Origin of the sequence: uncultured Sulfitobacter sp., from assembly GCF_947500075.1 — a bacterium.
Taxonomy (GTDB): Bacteria; Pseudomonadota; Alphaproteobacteria; order Rhodobacterales; family Rhodobacteraceae; genus Sulfitobacter.
Map to the genome: position 1 here is coordinate 43255 of NZ_CANMQS010000009.1, position 19396 is coordinate 62650.

General features: G+C 62.3%; 20 protein-coding genes. 14 read left to right on the top strand and 6 right to left on the bottom strand.

Annotated elements, in window-relative coordinates; all coding sequences use genetic code 11:
• Positions 1–13 precede the first annotated feature (13 nt).
• Complete coding sequence (locus Q1A91_RS21180; RefSeq protein WP_299882362.1) at positions 14–493, top strand: TspO/MBR family protein; 480 nt, start codon at positions 14–16, stop codon at positions 491–493.
• 79 nt (positions 494–572) lie between these two features.
• Here Q1A91_RS21180 and crtC read toward each other — a convergent pair whose 3' ends face one another.
• Together crtC and crtD are read right to left on the bottom strand one after the other, a co-directional pair.
• Positions 573–1412, bottom strand: a complete 840-nt coding sequence (gene crtC, locus Q1A91_RS21185; RefSeq protein ID WP_299882490.1) for a carotenoid 1,2-hydratase — start codon at positions 1410–1412, stop codon at positions 573–575.
• Complete coding sequence (gene crtD, locus Q1A91_RS21190; protein WP_299882364.1) at positions 1397–2971, bottom strand: 1-hydroxycarotenoid 3,4-desaturase CrtD; 1575 nt, start codon at positions 2969–2971, stop codon at positions 1397–1399. The genes crtC and crtD overlap by 16 nt, the downstream gene beginning before the upstream one ends.
• 92 nt (positions 2972–3063) lie before the next feature.
• Here crtD and Q1A91_RS21195 point away from each other — a divergent pair, with 92 nt between their 5' ends.
• The 13 genes from Q1A91_RS21195 (at position 3064) to dxs (ending at position 15252) form a co-directional block, all read left to right on the top strand.
• A complete protein-coding gene (locus Q1A91_RS21195; protein ID WP_299882366.1) occupies positions 3064–3948 on the top strand; it encodes a polyprenyl synthetase family protein in 885 nt (294 codons plus the stop codon).
• On the top strand, positions 3948–5075 hold the full coding sequence (locus Q1A91_RS21200) for a methyltransferase (protein WP_299882368.1): 1128 nt from the start codon (positions 3948–3950) through the stop codon (positions 5073–5075). The genes Q1A91_RS21195 and Q1A91_RS21200 overlap by 1 nt, the downstream gene beginning before the upstream one ends.
• A 117-nt stretch (positions 5076–5192) precedes the next feature.
• Positions 5193–6134, top strand: a complete 942-nt coding sequence (gene bchC / locus Q1A91_RS21205; RefSeq protein ID WP_299882370.1) for a chlorophyll synthesis pathway protein BchC — start codon at positions 5193–5195, stop codon at positions 6132–6134.
• Positions 6131–7150 (top strand): chlorophyllide a reductase iron protein subunit X, encoded by a 1020-nt coding sequence (locus tag Q1A91_RS21210; protein ID WP_299882372.1) that lies wholly within the window; start codon positions 6131–6133, stop codon positions 7148–7150. The genes bchC and Q1A91_RS21210 overlap by 4 nt, the downstream gene beginning before the upstream one ends.
• Positions 7143–8723, top strand: a complete 1581-nt coding sequence (gene bchY, locus Q1A91_RS21215; protein WP_299882374.1) for a chlorophyllide a reductase subunit Y — start codon at positions 7143–7145, stop codon at positions 8721–8723. The genes Q1A91_RS21210 and bchY overlap by 8 nt, the downstream gene beginning before the upstream one ends.
• Positions 8724–8787: 64 nt before the next feature.
• Positions 8788–10251 (top strand): chlorophyllide a reductase subunit Z, encoded by a 1464-nt coding sequence (gene bchZ / locus Q1A91_RS21220; protein WP_299882376.1) that lies wholly within the window; start codon positions 8788–8790, stop codon positions 10249–10251.
• Complete coding sequence (pufQ, locus tag Q1A91_RS21225) at positions 10248–10484, top strand: cytochrome PufQ (RefSeq protein WP_299882378.1); 237 nt, start codon at positions 10248–10250, stop codon at positions 10482–10484. Before bchZ ends, pufQ begins: the two co-directional genes overlap by 4 nt.
• Positions 10485–10628: 144 nt before the next feature.
• A complete protein-coding gene (gene pufB, locus Q1A91_RS21230) occupies positions 10629–10787 on the top strand; it encodes a light-harvesting antenna LH1, beta subunit (protein ID WP_299882380.1) in 159 nt (52 codons plus the stop codon).
• Between the two features lie 15 nt (positions 10788–10802).
• Positions 10803–10970 carry a light-harvesting antenna LH1, alpha subunit gene (pufA, locus tag Q1A91_RS21235; RefSeq protein WP_299882382.1) on the top strand — a complete coding sequence of 56 codons (168 nt, stop codon included), beginning with the start codon at positions 10803–10805 and terminating at the stop codon, positions 10968–10970.
• A gap of 127 nt (positions 10971–11097) precedes the next feature.
• Positions 11098–11931: a photosynthetic reaction center subunit L gene (gene pufL / locus Q1A91_RS21240; RefSeq protein WP_299882384.1), complete on the top strand. Its 834-nt coding sequence runs from the start codon at positions 11098–11100 to the stop codon at positions 11929–11931.
• Between the two features lie 14 nt (positions 11932–11945).
• The gene (gene pufM, locus Q1A91_RS21245) at positions 11946–12872 is read left to right on the top strand and encodes a photosynthetic reaction center subunit M (protein WP_299882386.1); all 927 of its coding nucleotides are present in this window, start codon (positions 11946–11948) and stop codon (positions 12870–12872) included.
• 14 nt (positions 12873–12886) lie between these two features.
• A complete protein-coding gene (gene pufX, locus Q1A91_RS21250) occupies positions 12887–13126 on the top strand; it encodes an RC-LH1 core complex protein PufX (protein ID WP_299882388.1) in 240 nt (79 codons plus the stop codon).
• 209 nt (positions 13127–13335) lie between these two features.
• The gene (dxs, locus tag Q1A91_RS21255) at positions 13336–15252 is read left to right on the top strand and encodes a 1-deoxy-D-xylulose-5-phosphate synthase (RefSeq protein ID WP_299882390.1); all 1917 of its coding nucleotides are present in this window, start codon (positions 13336–13338) and stop codon (positions 15250–15252) included.
• A 56-nt stretch (positions 15253–15308) separates the two neighbouring features.
• Here dxs and idi read toward each other — a convergent pair whose 3' ends face one another.
• The 4 genes from idi to chlG are packed head-to-tail and all read right to left on the bottom strand — an operon-like array spanning position 15309 to position 19241.
• Complete coding sequence (gene idi / locus Q1A91_RS21260) at positions 15309–15848, bottom strand: isopentenyl-diphosphate Delta-isomerase (protein ID WP_299882392.1); 540 nt, start codon at positions 15846–15848, stop codon at positions 15309–15311.
• Between the two features lie 30 nt (positions 15849–15878).
• Complete coding sequence (locus Q1A91_RS21265) at positions 15879–17057, bottom strand: geranylgeranyl diphosphate reductase (protein ID WP_299882394.1); 1179 nt, start codon at positions 17055–17057, stop codon at positions 15879–15881.
• Between the two features lie 4 nt (positions 17058–17061).
• On the bottom strand, positions 17062–18345 hold the full coding sequence (locus Q1A91_RS21270; RefSeq protein ID WP_299882396.1) for a BCD family MFS transporter: 1284 nt from the start codon (positions 18343–18345) through the stop codon (positions 17062–17064).
• Positions 18342–19241: a chlorophyll synthase ChlG gene (chlG, locus tag Q1A91_RS21275; protein WP_299882398.1), complete on the bottom strand. Its 900-nt coding sequence runs from the start codon at positions 19239–19241 to the stop codon at positions 18342–18344. Before chlG ends, Q1A91_RS21270 begins: the two co-directional genes overlap by 4 nt.
• Between the last annotated feature and the right edge of the window lie 155 nt (positions 19242–19396).

The following is a 19396-nucleotide window of genomic DNA, read 5'->3' on the forward strand; positions in this document are numbered from 1 at the left end:
AACGGGGGCGGCCATGGATTTTGCACTTTTCGGGATTTTCCTGCTGGCCTGTGGTGCCGCAGGTGCGACGGGCGCGGTGTTTCAGCCGGGCGCGTGGTACAAGCAACTGGCCAAGCCGGACTGGACCCCGCCGGATTGGGTGTTTCCGGTGGTCTGGACCAGCATCTATCTGTTGATCTCTTTTGCGGGCATGCGCGTGGCGCTGCTGGAGGGGAATGCCTATGCGATGGCATTCTGGGCGGCGCAGGCCGGGTTCTCGACCCTCTGGACGCCGGTGTTTTTCGGGTTGCGGCGGCTGAAAGGCGCGCTCTTGGTGATGGTGCCATTGTGGCTGTCGGTGGCCGGGGCAACCTGGGCGCATTTGCAGCTGGACCTGTTGGCCGGGTTGGCCTTTGTGCCCTATCTCATCTGGGTCAGTGTGGCGGCAGCCCTGAACGCGAGTGTCTGGCGGCTGAACCCCGGTGTGAAGCCAATTGTGCCGTCCGAGGTGTAGCGCATCATCGTTGGTGCGGTGCATGGGGCCGGTGTCGCGCTGGGATATTTATGGCCAAAAAGAGGGGCGGCGTGGTCGCCTAGAACTGCCAGCCTGCGCGTCTGGGGACACGGACGGCGAGCATCGGTTTGAGAAGGGGGTTGGCATAGCGATTGAGGTCGAGCGCTTCGTGCACGCCGGAGGTTTTTTCGCCGTTGATCTGGGTTTCCACCACGGAGCGAGAGTAGAATGGTGCATCCAGCATCGCCTTGGTCTGGCGCGGCATGGTACCGGGATCAGCACGGGTTTCGCGGCGCAGCGCCCAGAGGGTGCGTTTGAACGGGGTGCGCGGTGGGGCGTCGATCATGCGGGCCTGCCCGTTTTGATCGAAGGCGATGGCGGCTTCAAGCGATGTGCCATCGCGGCGGGTGGCGTCGTAGAAGCAGGTCGCGCCCTGCCGGGTCGGGTAGCGGCCCCATGTCCAATAGCTGAAATCAGTCTCTAACGGGCGCGTTCCGAAGTTGGCGTCGAAGTATCCGTGCCCGTCGAACTGCCAGCCCTTTGCCTCAAGCGCGACGTTGATCCGGCTGACGGGCGCGAAGGGGCGCCAGACATGGGCGCCGTCGCGGGTGAGGGGGAGTTCGACGTTTGTGATGGCTTCGGGTGTCACCGTGATCTGGCCGCGCATGCGGGAGATCAGCGGCAAAGAGGAGACTTCGTTGATGTCGATGATCAGTGCGCTGCCGGTCCAGCGCATCGAGGATGGGCCAACGGTGAAGCTGTCTGGCGTGGTGCGCAGGGCGGATGTGCCGCGATCCGTCATCGCGAAGCGCCCGCCGGCTCCGTAGGTCGCCACGTTCATGCAGCAGTGGTTGGCCGGCGTATGCCGCCCTGACCATGCGTACCAGGGGGAGAAAACAGACCCTATGAAGCCGATGATTGAGACGGCGCGTGTGCCATCGTCGGAGACGCCGTCGATGTACCACCATGCGTAGCCACCCGGTGGGGGGGAGAGGTCAAATGCAGGTCTCTGATCATCGCCGCGGCCGCATGCGCGCCGCAGAGTGTCGCCATCGGGATCCCCGCCCCCGGATGCACGCCGCCGCCCACCAGATACAAGCCCGGTATCCGGCTGCGCACTGTCGGGCGCTTGAAAGCTGCCATCATCCCATGTGGCGATCGGCCGTAAAGGGCGCCGTTGCTGGCCGGGAACATCGCTGCGAAGCCCTGCGGCATGGTGAGGCTGTCGGGCGGGGGTGTCGGGCTGAAGCGCAGGCCGAAATCCTGCAATTGCGCCATGATCCGGGTGTGACATGTGTCTTTCTCCTCAGCCGTGAGTGCGGTGCGGTCGGCCACGGGTGGCGCGTTCATGATGATTTCAAAGCGTTCCGGCCCGGTGGGGGGCTGGCCCCCGAAACGGTCCTGCGCGCAGACGTACAGGGTTGCGTCCTGCGGGATGTCCCCTTGGGCGATGGGCCCGAATTCAGTGGCGGGGTCATCGCAGAAGAACACGTTGTGCGCCGCCAGATCGATGCCTGTCACTTCAGCCGCGAAGCTGTGCACACAGGCCGACAGGCTGCGCGGGCTGGTTGTTTCCGGCTCCACCGCGCGGGCAACATCGTTGCCCAGCATGCCAATCGCAATGGCGCGCGGGTCGCCGTTGAAGCAGATGGCATCAACCGCGATGCGCCCCGCGTCGGTGATGAGCGCTTTGGGCTGGCCCTCTTCCATGTCGATACGGCTGACGTGGGCGTTGTAGTGAAAGCGCGCGCCAAGGGCCGTGGCACGCGCCGCGATGGCGCAGGCCAGCTGGTGCATCCCGCCTGTCACATGCCAGACGCCTTGCGATTCGGCGAAAGCGATCAGGCTGAGCAAGGCCGGAGAGGCGTCGGGCCGGCCGCCCACATAGGTGGCGTAGCGGCCAAAAAGCTGTGCGAGCCTGGGTTCAGAAAAGAGCCGCTCAAGGTTCTGTGCCATGGTCCGGTGCGGGGCCATGGCGGGGATCAGGTGAGGGCGGCGCATGATCTGTGCGGTCATCGACAGCAGTGATGGGGCTGCCGTGCGCATCATGGGTGCGTCAAACGCCTCGAACAATTTCGCGGTTTGGGCGTGGAATGCAGTGAACTCCCGTGCGGCTTTGTGCCCGAAGGTTTGTTCCACCGCATCTATACTTGCGTCGGTATCGGCAAACAGATCCAGCGTGGTCCCGTCGCGCCAGAAGTGGCGGGCAAGGGTTTCTTCCCGCGTCAGGGTCACATGGTCTGACAAGGCGCTGCCGGTTTCGGCGAAAAGCGCCTCGAACACATGTTTCATGGTCAGGACGGTGGGGCCGGCATCGACGGGCCCGGCCACGGAAGGCAAGGTGCGCATTTTGCCGCCCGGTGTGCTGTGTCGTTCAAACACAGACACCCGCGCGCCGACATGGGCAAGGCGCAGGGCAGTCGACAGCCCGCCAATGCCTGCGCCGATGATGGCGATGTGAGGCGCGGGATGTGTCATTTTGTATGGACAGTTTTCAGCAGCATGTGTCTAACTTAGTTGACACACGACGAGTCATCAATAGAGTAGATGCAGCCAATGGGAGAGTCTTCATGGATGTCGCCGCGCGTATTGATACTGCGATCAACCAGGCCATTGCCTGTGCCCAGGCTGCGCCGTCGCCGGGAAAGCTCGCGTCTGCCCTGCATTATACTGTCACCCCGGGTGGGGCGCGGATCAGGCCGACGATCCTGATGTCTGTGGCGCTGGCCTGTGGGGACAAGAACCCGCGTCTGGCGGATGCGGCGGGGGCCGCGCTTGAGTTGATCCATTGCGCGTCGCTGGTCCATGACGATCTGCCCTGTTTTGATGACGCCGATACGCGGCGCGGCAAACCCGCCGTGCATCGCGCCTTTGGAGAGCCATTGGCGGTGCTGACCGGCGACAGCCTGATCATCATGGCGTTTGAGGTGTTGGCGCGCGCCGCACCGGAAGATCCGATGGCGGCTGTGAAGCTGATACAGCTGCTGGCCACGCGCACCGGGATGCCCAATGGCATTTGTGCCGGACAGGGCTGGGAGAGCGAGGAAGAGGTGAACCTGTCCGCCTATCACCGGGCCAAGACCGGCGCCTTGTTCATTGCTGCCACCCAGATGGGGGCGGTTGCCTCCGGAGAGGATGCGGAGCCTTGGGAAGAACTGGGCGCGCGCATCGGGGAGGCGTTTCAGGTCGCCGATGATCTGCGCGATGCGCTGTACGATGAAAAGACGTTGGGCAAGCCGGTGGGGCAGGACGATCTGCACGGGCGCCCGAACGCGGTGACAGAACTGGGCATCGAAGGGGCGATTGAGCGGATGGGGCAGATCCTGACCGGTGCGATTTCATCGATCCCCAAGTGTCCGGGTGAAGCGCGGCTGGCGAAGCTGGTCACGGCTCAGGCACAGGCGTTGACGCCGATCAAGTTCCGGGCGGAGCGAAAGGCCGCACGGGGCGCGTAATGGCGGATGTGCCGATTCCCCAAGGCAGGCGCGCAGGGTGGCAATGGCCGCAGATGCGCAAGCTGGTGGCGGCACGTGGATTTCAGAAATGGGCGGCGCGGAATGTTCTGACCCGGCGGATTGTCCGGGCCGAAGGTGAGGCGCTGTTTGATCTGGTTGCGGGGTTTTGCCACTCGCAGATTTTGCAGGCGCTGGTCGCCTTTGACATTCCCGCCCGGCTGATGAACGGACCTGCGGGTGCGGAGGCTTTGGCGCGTCAGGCTGGCGTGCCCGAAGACCGGATGCTGGTGCTGCTGCGCGCCGGTGTTGCGCTGGGGCTGCTCAAGCAGAAACGCGCAGGCCGCTTTGCCTTGTCCAGACGTGGTGCCGCGTTGGTCGGGGTGCCGGGCTTGCAGCAGATGATCCGACATCACGATGTGCTCTACCGTGATCTGTCAGATCCAGTCGCGTTTTTCAGGGGGGAAACACAGCCGGAGCTTGCCGGGTTCTGGCCCTATGTCTTTGGCGGTGAGGTCGGTCCGCAAGACGCGGCGACCTACTCTGACCTGATGGCGCAGAGCCAGCTGTTGGTGGCGGATGACACGCTGGATGCGGTGAACCTGTCCGGGGTCACGCGGCTGATGGATGTGGGCGGCGGCACGGGCGCGTTTCTGACGCAAGTTGGCGCGCGGCATGCGGAGCTGTCGCTGACCTTGTTTGATCTGCCCGCCGTGGTGCCGGAGGCCGAAGCACGATTCGCATCTGCGGGGTTGACCGACCGGACGAGAATCATGCCGGGCTCTTTCCGGTCCGATGCGCTGCCTGCCGGGGCTGATGCGATCTCTCTCATTCGGGTGCTCTACGATCATACGGATGAGACGGTCGCTGATCTGCTGGCCAAGTGTTTTGCCGCGTTGCCGGACGGCGGGCGGCTGATCGTGTCGGAGCCGATGCGCGGCGGCGCTGCGCCGGAACGCGCGGGAGACGCCTATTTTGCGCTCTATACGCTGGCGATGGGCACGGGCAAGGCCCGGTCCGCTGATGAAATCGCCGCGCTCTGCGCGCAGGCAGGTTTCGCGGACATCCAGAAACCGGCGTCGCGCAGGCCGTTTGTGACGCGCTGCGTGACGGCTGTAAAGAAAAGCTGACAATGTCACTTGTGATTGACAGTTATGAGTGTCAGATTTAGTTTACATATATCGCCTTGCGCGAAGTGAGTCCTTTTCGAAGGCCTTTCGCGCAAAGACCACCAGAGGGGAGGACCTGTGCAAACCACTGCCGTGATCCTGAATGGGCCTAAAGATCTGGGTCTTGACGCATTGAACGTCACGCCGCCCGGTGCGGGTGACCTCGTGGTGCGGGTAAGTCATTCCGGTATCTCGACGGGCACGGAGAAACTTCTGTGGTCAGGTGCGATGCCTCCTTTTCCCGGCATGGGCTATCCTTTGGTCCCCGGTTACGAAGCCGCTGGCGAAGTGATCCACGCGGGATCGCAGACCGCGTTCAAAGTGGGCGACCGGGTTTTTGTGCCGGGTGCGAATTGCTTTGAAGGGGCGTTTGGACTGTTTGGGGGCGCGGCAAGTCTGCTGGTCACCGATGCGCAACGGGTCACACGGATTGATCCCGCTCTCGGGGCGGAAGGCGCATTGCTGGCCCTCGCCGCGACGGCGCGCCATGCGATGGCAGGGCCGGGCAAATCCGTGCCGGATCTGATTGTGGGCCACGGCGTGCTGGGCCGTTTGCTGGCCCGCCTGACAATTGCAGCAGGCGCGCCTGCGCCCACCGTTTGGGAAATTGACCCGGCCCGCACGCAAGGTGCGCAAGGTTATGACGTGCTGAACGCCGACACCGATCCGCGTCGGGACTACACCTCCATCTATGACGCCACGGGGCAAGCTGGCCTGCTGGGCGATTTGATTGGCCGTCTGCAAAAGGGCGGAGAGATTGTGCTTGCCGGGTTTTATCCGGAGCCGATCAGTTTTGCCTTCCCGCCGGCCTTCATGAAGGAAGCGCGGTTTCGCATCGCGGCGGAATGGACACCTGACGATTTGCTGGCGACCCGGTCGCTGGTGGAAAGCGGCACGCTCAGCCTGGGTGATCTGATCACGCATCGCGCGGCGGCGGCGGATGCCCCTGCGGCCTACGCCCGCGCCTTTGACGACCCGGCTTGCCTGAAAATGATCCTCGACTGGAAAGGTCACGCATGACACTCGATATTCCCAATCTCAAGGATGGTGGCACCATCAAGGATTTCGACCAGCGCCTGCGCGACGAGGCGCATGAGGACTTCGCTGACATCGTGGTGGAGGAGCCGACCTCCAAAACACAGATCATCGCGATCTATGGCAAAGGCGGGATCGGGAAGAGTTTCACACTGGCCAACCTCAGCCACATGATGGCGGAGCAGGGCAAGCGGGTTCTGCTGATCGGTTGTGATCCCAAGTCCGACACCACATCGCTGCTGTTTGGTGGCAAGGCCTGCCCGACGATCATCGAAACCTCCACCCGCAAAAAGCTGGCGGGTGAAGAGGTGAAGATTGGCGACGTCTGTTTCAAACGCGGCGGTGTATTCGCGATGGAGCTGGGCGGCCCGGAAGTCGGTCGCGGCTGTGGCGGGCGCGGGATCATTCACGGGTTTGAACTTCTGGAGAAGCTGGGCTTTCACGATTGGGATTTCGATTATGTTCTACTGGATTTTCTGGGCGACGTGGTCTGCGGTGGTTTTGGCCTGCCAATCGCACGTGATATGGCGCAGAAGGTTATCCTCGTCGCGTCAAACGATCTGCAATCTCTTTACGTCGCCAACAACGTCTGTTCGGCGGTCGAATACTTCCGCAAGCTGGGCGGAAACGTGGGTGTCGCGGGGTTGGTAATCAACAAGGACGACGGGTCCGGAGAGGCCGCGGCCTTTGCCGAAGCGGTGGACATTCCGGTGCTGGCCGCCATTCCGCAGGACGATGACCTGCGCAAGAAATCTGCCAATTACCAGATCGTCGGCACGATGGAGAGCCAATGGGGTTCGCTGTTTGCGGCCCTCGGTGATGAAGTTGCCGTGGCACCCCCCGTGAGGCCTACGCCGCTGGATCAGGACGGTTTGCTGGGGCTGTTTGATGCCTCGGAAACCGGCGGCGACGTGGTGCTGGAACCGGCCACCGATCAGGACATGCGCGGCAAGAACGCGGCCCCCAAGGCGAGCCTGGAGGTTGTCTACGACGATGTCTGAGCGCACCGGATATAACGTGTCCTACGATGACGTGGGCGAGGTGCGGATTGATGAAGCCTCTCACGGGGCTGATTTGCCGCCGGTTGTCGATGCGCCTGCCGCCGAAGGCATGTGCGGATCGCGCGGCACGCTTGAAGAAGCGGCGCGTTCGGCGGGCAAATCCGATGTGCTGGATCAATACGCCAAGGATTACCCCAAGGGCCCCCATGATCAGCCGCAGTCGATGTGTCCTGCGTTTGGATCGCTGCGTGTGGGTCTGCGGATGAAGCGCACGGCGACGATCCTGAGCGGTTCGGCCTGTTGCGTATATGGTCTGACGTTTGTGTCGCACTTCTATGGCGCGCGGCGTTCCGTTGGATATGTGCCGTTCAATTCCGAGACTTTGGTGACCGGCAAGCTGTTCGAAGATATCCGCGAGGCGGTGCACGATGTTGCCGATCCCGCGAAGCTCGACGCGATTGTCGTGACGAACCTTTGTGTGCCGACGGCGTCCGGTGTGCCACTGCGGCTGCTGCCCGAAGAGATTGACGGCGTGCGCGTGGTGGGCATCGACGTCCCCGGTTTTGGCATCCCGACCCACGCAGAAGCCAAGGACGTGCTGGCCGGCGCGATGCTGAATTATGCCCGGCGGGAGATTGAGGCGGGGCCGGTGGCCATGCCCGAAGGCGGTCGCGCGGATCGTCCGCAGGTCGCCCTGATGGGAGAGATGTTCCCGGCTGATCCAATGATGATTGGCCAGATGCTGGCGCCCATGGGGCTGGGCGCGGGGCCGGTCGTGCCATGCCGAGAATGGCGTGAGTTGTACGCAGCGCTTGATTGCGGTGTCGCGGCGGCGATCCATCCTTTCTACACCGCGAGTGTGCGGGAGTTTCAGGCGGCAGGGCGCACTGTTGTCGGCTCTGCCCCCGTGGGCCATGACGGCACCGCCGCGTGGCTGGCGGCGATTGGCGATGCTTACAACATTTCCGCAGACAAGATCGCTGCGGCGCAAAACGCCTGCCTGCCTGCGATCAAGGGCGCGCTGGGTGGCGCGCCGATTGACGGGACGATCACGCTCTCGGGCTATGAGGGCAGCGAATTGCTGGTCGCGCGGCTGATGATCGAAAGCGGTGCGGATGTTCCTTATGTGGGCACGGCCTGTCCCAAGACGGAATGGTCAGCGGCGGATGCGGAATGGCTTGAAGCGCGCGGTGTGAAAGTGAAGTTCCGTGCGTCACTGGAAGACGATTGCGCTGCGATGGAGGCGATCCAGCCTGATCTGGCAATCGGCACCACGCCTGTTGTCCAGAAGGGCAAGGAGCTGGGCATCCCCTCGCTCTATTTCACCAACCTGATTTCCGCGCGGCCCCTGATGGGTGTCGCGGGCGCGGGCTCCCTGGCGCAGGTGGTGAATGCCGCCATGGCGAACAAGGACCGCATGGATCACATGAAAGCGTTCTTTGAAGGCGTGGGTGCGGGTGACACTGCGGGCGTCTGGGAAGGCAGCCCGAACGTGCAGCCGCAGTTCCGCGCGCAGAATTTGAAGAAGCTGGAAAAGCAGGCGAGGGCGGCGAAGGCCGCGCAAATGATATGAGCGGCGCGTTTCATCATATCCCCGCCGTAGGGTGTGCATTCATGCGCACCAAGGCAGGTGCCCAATGCTAGTCCAGGACCACGACCGCGCAGGCGGATATTGGGGCGCAGTTTATGCCTTCTGTGCGACCAAGGGTTTGCAGGTGGTGATCGACGGCCCCGTGGGCTGCGAAAACCTGCCCGTCACATCCGTTTTGCATTACACCGATGCTTTGCCACCGCATGAGTTACCCATCGTGGTCACCGGTCTGGGCGAAGGTGAGATGGGATCAGGCACCGAAGAGGCGATGAAACGCGCCTGGGAAACGCTTGATCCCGCGTTGCCAGCGGTGGTTGTGACCGGGTCGATTGCGGAGATGATTGGCGGTGGGGTGACCCCGCAAGGCACCAACATTCAACGTTTCCTGCCGCGCACCATTGATGAAGATCAGTGGGAGAGTGCGGACCGCGCGATGACGTGGATCTTTACCGAGTTCGGCATGACCAAGGGCCGGATGCCGCCCGAGAAGAAACGCGAGGAGGGCGCCGCCCCCCGCGTCAATATCCTCGGGCCGATGTATGGCACGTTCAACATGCCCTCCGATCTGGCGGAAATCCGTCGGTTGGTTGAGGGGATAGGCGCAGAGGTCAACATGGTGATGCCGCTGGGCAGCCATGTGTCAGAGATGCGCGGGCTGGTGAATGCGGATGTGAACATCTGCATGTACCGCGAGTTTGGTCGGGGCTTGTGCGAAGTGCTGGGCAAGCCCTATCTGCAAGCGCCCGTTGGAATCGAGTCGACCACGAAATTCCTGCGTAAGCTGGGTGAACTCACGGGCCTTGATCCCGAGCCGTTTATTGAGCGCGAAAAGCACTCCACCATCAAACCCGTCTGGGATTTGTGGCGGTCGGTGACGCAGGACTTCTTTGCGACCGCCTCCTTCGGGATTGTGGCCAATGAAACCTATGCGCGCGGTATCCGCAATTTCCTTGAGAATGATCTGGGTCTGCCCTGCGCCTTTGCGGTTGCCCGCACACGCGGCAAGAAGACCGACAATGATCAGGTCCGCGCGATGGTGCACGAAAAGCGCCCGCTGATCCTGATGGGGTCGATCAATGAAAAGATGTATCTGGCGGAGATGAAATCGGGCTTTGGCCCGGCGCCCACCTTTATTCCTGCGTCCTTCCCCGGTGCTGCCATCCGGCGCGCAACGGGCACGCCTTTCATGGGCTACGCAGGTGCGACTTATCTGGTGCAGGAGGTTTGCAATAGCCTCTTTGATGCACTGTTTCACATACTACCGTTGGGGTCTGAGATGGATGCGACCCCGGCGACACCAACCCCGCTCAAGCGGGATTTCCCCTGGGATGCGGATGCCCAGGCCAAGCTGGACGAAATTGTTGCCAGCCATCCGATCCTGACACGTATTTCCGCCGCCAAGACCCTGCGCGACGCTGCTGAAAAAGCAGCGCTTGATGCGGGTGCTGAACGGGTGGTTCTGGAATGCGTCGAGGGACTTCAACCAGCTTCGGGAGGAGCCAAAACATGACCGATATCAGCAGCGACCAAAGCGTTGCGCGCACACCCGCGCGCCACCGCAGCGTCCCCAACATGCGCGAATACTACGTCTATTTCGCCGTGATCTTCGTGGCGACGCTGCCCTTGAGTTTCCTGACATGGGGCTTGAGCGCCGCGCGCCGGATGGAGTTGCCCGAAAAGGGCCCCATCAAGGCCGCCTGGAGCCAGGCCCAGATCATCACCCCGCGCATCTTTTCCGCGTGAGGCAAACATACCGTTTCGGGTGACCGTCACGGACAACAGGTTCGCCACTCCCCCCCGGAGTGGTGGATTAGGGCAGGGGATGAGCCCCTGTCGTAACCCGGCCGCGGGGGGCGCGGCGTCGGCACTTTTTCTGAGGAGAAAAACATGGCTGATAAAAATGACCTGTCCTTCACAGGTTTGACAGACGAGCAAGCGCAGGAGCTGCACTCAGTCTACATGAGCGGGTTCACGATCTTCACGATCGTGGCCGTTGTCGCGCATGTGCTGACGTACATCAAACTGCCCTGGTTCTCCTGGGGCTGATAGGAGCATATCGACATGGCACAGTTTTACAAAATCTGGCTGATCTTCGACCCGCGTCGCGTTTTCGTGGCGCAGGGCGTGTTCCTGTTCCTGCTGGCGGCGATGATTCATCTCGTCCTGCTCAGCAACCCGGAAACAAACTGGTTCGACCGCGCCTTTGGTGCGGCTGAAGCAGCGGAGTAATCGGACTGCAAGAAAACGCAGCGGGCGGACTGGTGTCACGCCGCCGCCCGCAGCAACCCGAAATCATTCACGTGCGCGCCGCACCGGGCCTTTGGCCTGTGGTTGTCGGCGCAAGAGGAGTAAGAAGATGGCTCAGCTCAGCTTCGAAAGAAAATACCGGGTCCGAGGTGGGACATTGGTTGGCGGTGATCTGTTCGACTTCTGGGTAGGCCCCTTCTATGTCGGCTTTTTCGGCGTCACGACGTTCTTTTTTGCCGCGCTCGGCACCATCCTGATCTTTTACGGGGCGGCGCTGGGTGATACCTGGAACCCCTGGTTGATCTCAATCAATCCCCCCAGCCTTGAAGTGGGCCTTGGCATGGCGCCGCTGGCCGAAGGCGGGCTTTGGCAGATCATCACGATGTGCGCGACGCTGGCGTTTGTCAGCTGGGCGCTCAGGGAGGTGGAAATCTGCCGCAAGCTGGGGATGGGGTATCATGTGCCCTTCGCCTTCAGTGTTGCGATCCTGGCCTATGTCACGCTGGTGATCATCCGGCCGGTGCTGATGGGGGCCTGGGGACACGGATTTCCTTACGGCATCTTCAGCCACCTCGATTGGGTGAACAACGTCGGCTATGCCTACGGCAACTTCCACTACAACCCCGCGCATATGGTCGCGATCACCTTCTTCTTCACCACCTGTCTGGCGCTTGCGCTGCACGGCTCGCTGGTTTTGTCGGCGGTCAACACCGGTGGCAAGGAAAACAAGATCGTCACACCCGATCACGAGGACACCTATTTCCGCGATCTGATCGGCTATTCGATCGGGCCACTCGGCATTCACCGTCTGGGTCTGTTCCTGGCGCTGCAAGCCGGTCTGTGGAGCGCGATCTGTATCGTCATCTCCGGCACGATCTGGTTCGACCAATGGTCAGCCTGGTGGGATTGGTACGCCGAATTGCCCTGGTGGGCGGATCTGTAAGAGGGATATGAAAAATGGCTGAATATCAAAATATCTTCACGCAGGTTCAGGTGCAGGGCCCCCCGGAAATGGGGGTCGACCCTGACGGTCTGCTGGACCGCGAACGGACCAGGAAGGCGGGTTTTTCAAGCCTTGCGGGTCTGATTGGCAACGCACAGTTGGGGCCGATCTATCTTGGCACCTTCGGGGTTGTGTCGCTGGCGACCGGGTTCTTGTGGTTCTTTATCGTCGGCATGAACTTCTGGTGGCAGGTGGATTATTCACCCGCTTTGTTCATGCGCGAACTTTTCTGGATGGCGCTTGAGCCACCGGCAGAGGAATACGGGCTGGGCTTTGCCCCGCTGGATGAAGGGGGATGGTGGATCATCGCCAGCTTCTTCCTGCTGGTTTCGGTGATCAGCTGGTGGATCCGGACCTACCTGCGCGCCGAAGAGCTGGGCATGGGCAAACACGTCAGCTGGGCTTTTGCTTCTGCGATCTGGTTGTTCCTTGTGCTGGGTCTGTTCCGGCCCATCCTGATGGGCAGCTGGTCAGAGGCGGTGCCCTACGGCATTTTCCCGCACCTTGACTGGACGAACCTGTTTTCGCTGACTTATGGCAACCTGTTCTACAATCCGTTCCACGCGTTGAGCATTGTGTTCCTTTATGGCTCTGCCCTGCTGTTTGCGATGCATGGCGCGACGATCCTTGCCGTCAGCCGCTATGGCGGTGAGCGGGAGATCGAACAGATCGTGGACCGCGGCACGGCTTCGGAACGGGCGGCCTTGTTCTGGAGATGGACCATGGGGTTCAACGCCACGATGGAGGGCATTCACCGCTGGGCATGGTGGTTTGCGGTTCTCACGACGCTCACGGGCGGCATCGGGATCCTGCTGACCGGCACGGTTGTCGACAATTGGTTCATCTGGGCCCAGGAACACGGCTACGCGCCGCTTGATTGAGAAGGAAAGAGACCATGAGTGACAACAACGACTATCTGCGCACCGGCGATCAAACCTTCCGACTGCGGGCTGACGTCTTTCTGCTGATGATGAAGGGCGCGGGCTATGCCGCAATCGTCTGTGTGGGGTTCGGATTGTTCATGTGGGCCTTGTACGGAATTGGCCTGCTGTTGCCGGATGAGGCCCGCGAGGCGGATGATCCGACACCGTTCTCCGCCTATGAGGCACCCCTCGCGGATACCACACGCACCTGAGAGATTGGCAGGGCCACCCTTGGCCCCGCCCCGCCTTTCGGATCGACCATGTCCCTTGGTTTGATCCGGAAACGTCAGGAAGAGGCTTTCCTGACACGTCCTGTTGGCTACGGGAGGCAGAAGGGGCCCGACCGCTTGCGGTTCTGGTTCCTTCTGCACCCGCGGCCAACAGACTCCCTCTTTTTACCAAGACCGAGGAGCCTGCCGCCATGCCCGCCACAGACACCCCCCGCAAAACGCCGTTTCTGGACCGTGTGAACACGCCCGCCGATATGCGCGGCATGTCGGTTGCTGATCTGAAACATCTGTCGGATGAGCTGCGCAGTGAGGTGGTGGAGGCGGTTGCCCAGACAGGTGGCCATCTGGGTTCATCGCTGGGTGTGGTGGAGCTGACGGTTGCCCTGCATGCGGTTTTCGACACGCCGCATGACAAGCTGATCTGGGATGTGGGGCATCAGTGTTACCCGCACAAGGTGCTGACCGGACGGCGCGACCGGATGCACAGCCTGCGGCAGGAGGGGGGGATTTCCGGTTTCACGAAACGCAGCGAATCTGAATACGATCCCTTTGGTGCCGCCCATAGCTCCACCTCGATCTCGGCGGCGTTGGGGTTCACGCTGGGGCGTGATCTGGGGCAGAACACGGGCGATGCGATTGCGGTGATTGGCGATGGGTCGATCAGTGCGGGCATGGCCTATGAGGCGATGAACAACGCAGGCGCCGAAGGGCGGCGGATGTTCGTGATCCTCAATGACAACGAGATGAGCATCGCGCCCCCGGTAGGGGCGATGTCGAAGTATCTTTCGGGTCTTTATGGCTCCCCCCTGGGGCAATTGCAGCAGGTTGCCGAAGGGTTCGAGGCCGCGCTGCCCGGTCCCCTGCGCGATCACGCCAAACGCGCGCGGCAATTGGTGACGGGGGCCGTGGGTGCGCAGGGCACGCTGTTTGAAGAGCTGGGGTTTCAGTATGTCGGGCCGATCAACGGGCACGATATGGAGCAGCTGGTGGCGGTGTTGCGCGCGGCACGGGCGCGGGCGACGGGACCGGTGTTGATCCATTGCTGCACGGTGAAGGGCAAGGGCTATGCCCCCGCAGAACAGTCAGCGGACAAATATCACGGTGTCGGCAAATTCACTGTCGAAAGCGGGGTGCAGGCCAAGAAGCAACCCAATGCCCCAAGCTACACAAAGATCTTTGGCCAGACACTGACTGATCTGGCAGATACCGACAGCCGGATCGTTGGCATCACCGCCGCGATGCCGGGTGGCACGGGCATGGACATTTTTGGCGCGAAACATCCCAAGCGGATGTTTGATGTGGGCATTGCCGAACAGCATGGCGTGACCTTTGCGGCTGGCATGGCGGCTTCCGGGCTGCGGCCGTTCTGTGCGATCTATTCGACCTTCCTGCAACGGGGGTATGATCAGGTGGTGCATGACGTGGCTTTGCAAAACCTGCCCGTGCGTTTTGCGATTGACCGGGCGGGTCTGGTGGGCGCCGACGGCGCGACACACGCAGGTGCGTTTGATGTGGGATACCTGACTGCACTGCCAAACATGACGGTGATGGCGGCCGCGGATGAAGCGGAGCTGATGCATATGGTGGCCACAGCGGTGGCGCATGACAGCGGGCCGATTGCCTTCCGCTATCCCCGCGGCGAAGGGGAGGGCGTGCCCCTGCCTGACCGCGGTGAGGTGCTGGAGATTGGCAAGGGCCGGGTGATGTTTGAAGGCACCGACGTGGCGATCCTGTCCTTCGGGGCGCATCTGGGTGAGAGCCTGAAAGCGGCTGCGCTTCTGGAGGAACGCGGTGTTTCCGTCACGCTGGCCGACGCGCGGTTCGCCAAGCCGCTGGACCGGGAATTGCTGCACCGTCTGGCGCGGACGCACAAGGCGCTGATCACCATTGAACAAGGTGCACGCGGCGGGTTCGGCGCGATGGTTCTGCATGATCTGGCGGGCGAAGGGTTGCTGGACGGCAATCTGGCTGTGCGGACGATGACCTTGCCGGACAAGTTCATTGATCAGGCCGCACCCGATGCGATGTATGCCGAGGCGGGCATGACCGCGACCGATATTGCCGCAACGGCGATGCAGGCCGTGGGCGTCCGGGCAGAGACGTCCTGACCCTGTGCGGCACAGGCGGGGGATGCCGCCCCAGACTGTTCTCGGAACAGGCGTGATCAGATTTCCAGGGGTTGGCCCAGGATCATATCCGCGTGCTGATCCAGATAGATGCGCAGCCAGGGCGTAAAGGCCTCCGGCGTTTGCGCGATTTCTGCGGCGAGCTCTTGCGGCGTGATCCAGCGGGTGGCCATGACCTCTTCGGGGTTTGGGGCCATCGCCATGTCTTCGGCGGCTTCGGCCAGATAGACCTCCACCACTTCATGTTCGATCATGTCCGGCCCGACAGCGGCGCGGTATTCGACCTGTCCGCGGTGCAACAGGTTCAGCCCGGTGATCCCCAGCTCTTCGTTCACGCGGCGGTGCGCGCAATCTGTCGGGTCTTCGTCCCAGGCGGGATGGGTGCAACAGGTGTTCGCCCAGAGCCCCGGTGTATGGTATTTGCACAGCGCGCGCTGCTGGATCAGGATCGACCCGTGTCGCATGACAAAGACAGACACGGCAAGGTGGCGCAGACCGCGCTGGTGGGCCGCCAGTTTCTCAACCGGGGTCAAGGTGCCATCCACCCACGCGGGGATCATGATGTTTGTGGGTGTCATACTGCCGTCCATGGTGTTTCCCCCAATCTGTCAGACGCGGGTCTCTGACACCAGACCGGACAGATGCGCAAGGTTCTTGATGCCGATCTTGAGGTGCGCCATGGGCCGTGCCTTGACCAGTTTCTTGTTCATATAGGCTTCAAACGTCAGCCGCTGCACGTCGACATCATGGCAGAGCGAGACGAAGCGTTCGCGGCGGGCATCAGACCGGTAATAGGCGTTCTGCATGGCACCAAGGACACGGAAGACCTGTTTGTGTTCGCGCATGAAGAGCTTGCGGGCCAGTGTCAGATCGCGGGCCCGGCCGGAGGTCAGGCAGGCCGAAGCAGCCGTTGCCGCAACCTGTCCGCCAACCATGGCGTAATAGATCCCTTCCCCGGAAGAGGGGGCGACAACGCCGGCGGCATCGCCTGCCAGCACCACGTCACGTCCGTTGTCCCATTTGTCCAGCGGTTTGAGCGGGATGGGCGCCCCTTCGCGGCGGATCGTCTTGCAGTTTTCCAGACCTGACGCGAGGCGCAGTTCTGCCGTGGCTTTCTTGAGGTCCACACCATCAAGGCCGGTGCCCATGCCGACGCTGGCGGATTTGCCATGGGGGAACACCCAGCCATAGAAGTCCGGAGAAATCGCGCCGTCATAGATCACGTCGCAGCGTTTGGGGTCATAGTCTGGCGTCGGTTCGGGCGCTTCGATGATTTCGTGATAGGCAATCACATAGGGAATGGTGTCACCGCCGGGCACTTCGGCCCGCGCCACGTTTGAACGCGCACCATCCGCGCCTATGATCAGCTTGGTGGTCAGGCGTTTGGTGTCCGAACTGCCCTTGTCACGGTAGACGACATGGGTGCCCTGATCGTCGCGTTCAATCGCGGTGAAGGTCCCCACGATATACTCGGCACCCGCATCCGAAGCGCGCTTGCGCAGGAAAGCGTCGAAGAATTCACGGTCGACCATACCGACATATCCGTTCTCAATCGGGATATCGACCTGTCGCTGGGTGGGGGAGATCATGCGTGCGGTATTGATGCGGGCGACGATTTCGCTGTCGGGGATGTTGAAATCCGTGACCAGCCGTGGCGGGATGGCGCCGCCACAGGGCTTGATCCGCCCCTCCCGGTCCAGGAGGGCAACCTTGTGCCCGGACCGGACCAGTTCGAGCGCGGCGGTGGCGCCTGATGGTCCGCCTCCTACAACAACGACATCATACATATGTTCATTCCCCCGGAACCAGAGCAGCGCGCGTGCTGCGGGTGTTTTCCATGATATGCAGCGCCATGGCGGCGGCTGCGATAAAGAGAGCGGCCTCAATCGAGAAGACCACCGCGAATGCGGGTGCATCGGCGAGCGGCCCGCGCAGAAGATCGACGGCAGCCGCGCCCAGAAGCCCGCCAAAGCCGGCGGCGATGGCTTGTGCCGCACCCCAGAGGCCCATGCGTGTGCCTTCGCGCCTGCCGCGTCCTTCGGCGGCCAGCGCCATCATGGAACCGATGGCGGAGACAGCAAACATGCCGTTAAAGAAACCCAGTGCGACAACGAGCGTTGTCAGTCCGACGGCGGGCAAAGCCAGCCCGCCCCAGGCAATGGCAACAAGGCTGAGCGCCGAGCCGAAGCAGCCTCCCAGGATCCAGTTGCGCAGGCTGCCGATTTTCAGGCCTGTCGCCATGATACCCACGGTCAGCATGCCGACAAACACGCCGCCATTCTGCGCGCCGCTGAGGCTGGTGGATTGACCGGGTGTGAAGCCCCAGACAAGACCGGCAAAGGGCTCCAGTATCAACTCCTGCATGAAATAGGCGTTCATCGACAGGAAGACGAAGAGGGTGAAATCGCGGGTGCGGCGTTCGGCCCAGACTTCGCTGAGGCCTTCCATGAAGGGGGTTGGGTCGGGTTCGCGCGTGGCGGTGACCCGGCGTTCGATGCCGGCAACCGCAAGGAGGGTCAGGACCATGGCGATGGCCACAACGGTTGCAACGACCGTCAGCAGGCGCGCCGGTGTGTAGGGGTCAAGGAAACTGCCCGCGAGGCCTGCGGTCATGGCGATGCCGAAGATCATCATCAGCCAGGTGATTGTTGCGGCTGCCGCGCGGCGGTGCGGCGCGGTGGCGGTGGCCAGCAGGGCAAGCAAGGATGTGCCGCTTGCCCCGACACCGATCCCGATCAGCGCATAGGCGAAGATCGAGAGCAAAAGCCCGGACCAGTATGATGCTGTAAAGAGCGTGACCGCATAGGCCGCTGTGAATCCGCCCAGAGCCAGTGCGGCCATGCCGCCAATGATCCAAAGCGTGCGGTTGCCACCTGTGTCGGAGGTGAAGCCCCAGCGCGGGCGCGATAGCTGGATACCGTAATGCAGGGCGACCAAGAGGCCCGGCAGCACGGCAGGCAGGGCAAACTCAACCACCATCAGCCGGTTCAGGGTCGAGGTTGTCAGCACCACGATGGCGCCGAGCGCCATCTGCACCACACCCAGCCGGACGATCTGGAACCAGGACAGGGTCATGTGATGCTCCTCAGTGCTGTGGCGGCGACCATCATGCCTGCGACATAAAGGGTGATACCGGTGCCCTGATACCAGGGCGCGCGGCCTTTGGGGTCACGCATCAGGACGCGCATGCCGGCAAATTGCGCGATGAGCAGGGCCGAGATGATCGCCGCGTGCCAGGGTTTGCCCCAGCTCAGCAACAGGCCAATCACGACCACTTGTGGCACGGCCATGCCCCAACAGGCGACTTTTGCGGCGCGGGCGGGACCGAGGGTCACGGGCAGGGAATTGACGCCCATCTTTGCGTCGCCCTCCAGCGCCTTGAAGTCATTCAGGGTCATGATCCCGTGGGCACCGAGGCCATAGAGCAGGGCGATGATCAGAATTTCAGGGGCGGGGGCGCCCGCGCTCAAGACGGCGGCACCGGTGATCCAGGGCAGGGTTTCATAGGCCAAGCCACACAGACCCGGACCCCACCAGCCCGATTTTTTGGCGCGGATGGGTTCGGCGGAATAGGCCCAGGCGGCGGTGACAGCAATGACGGTTGCGCCAAAACCCCAAGGGCCCAGTTGCCAGCCCACAAGCAGCGACAGGACAGTCATTGCCAAGGCGATCCACAACCCCCAGCGTCCCGGAATGCGGCCTGACGGAATGGGGCGGTCGGGTTCGTTGATGGCGTCCACATGGCGGTCGCACCAGTCATTGGCAGCCTGGCTCATCCCGCAGACAATCGGACCGGCAAGCACGATGCCCAGCACAACGGGCGTCCAGCTGCCGCCAAGGGCCGCACCGGACGAGACGACACCGCACAGGTAAGCCCACATCGGTGGAAACCACGTGATGGGTTTGATCAACCGGAGCATGGCGGCAGGCTCAGGCCAGTGCCGCGCGGGAATGTCAACTGTAACGGACATAGTGTAAGTCTAACCTTACACATTGAGTCGGCACAAGGCCAAAGCCCGTTATGGCGGCCCAAAGGCACAATAAGAGGTTTCGGCTGGCCTGAACGGAGCCGACGAACGCCCGGCCGCCTGCGACGATCCTTCACATCCGCGACACTGCCCTTGCC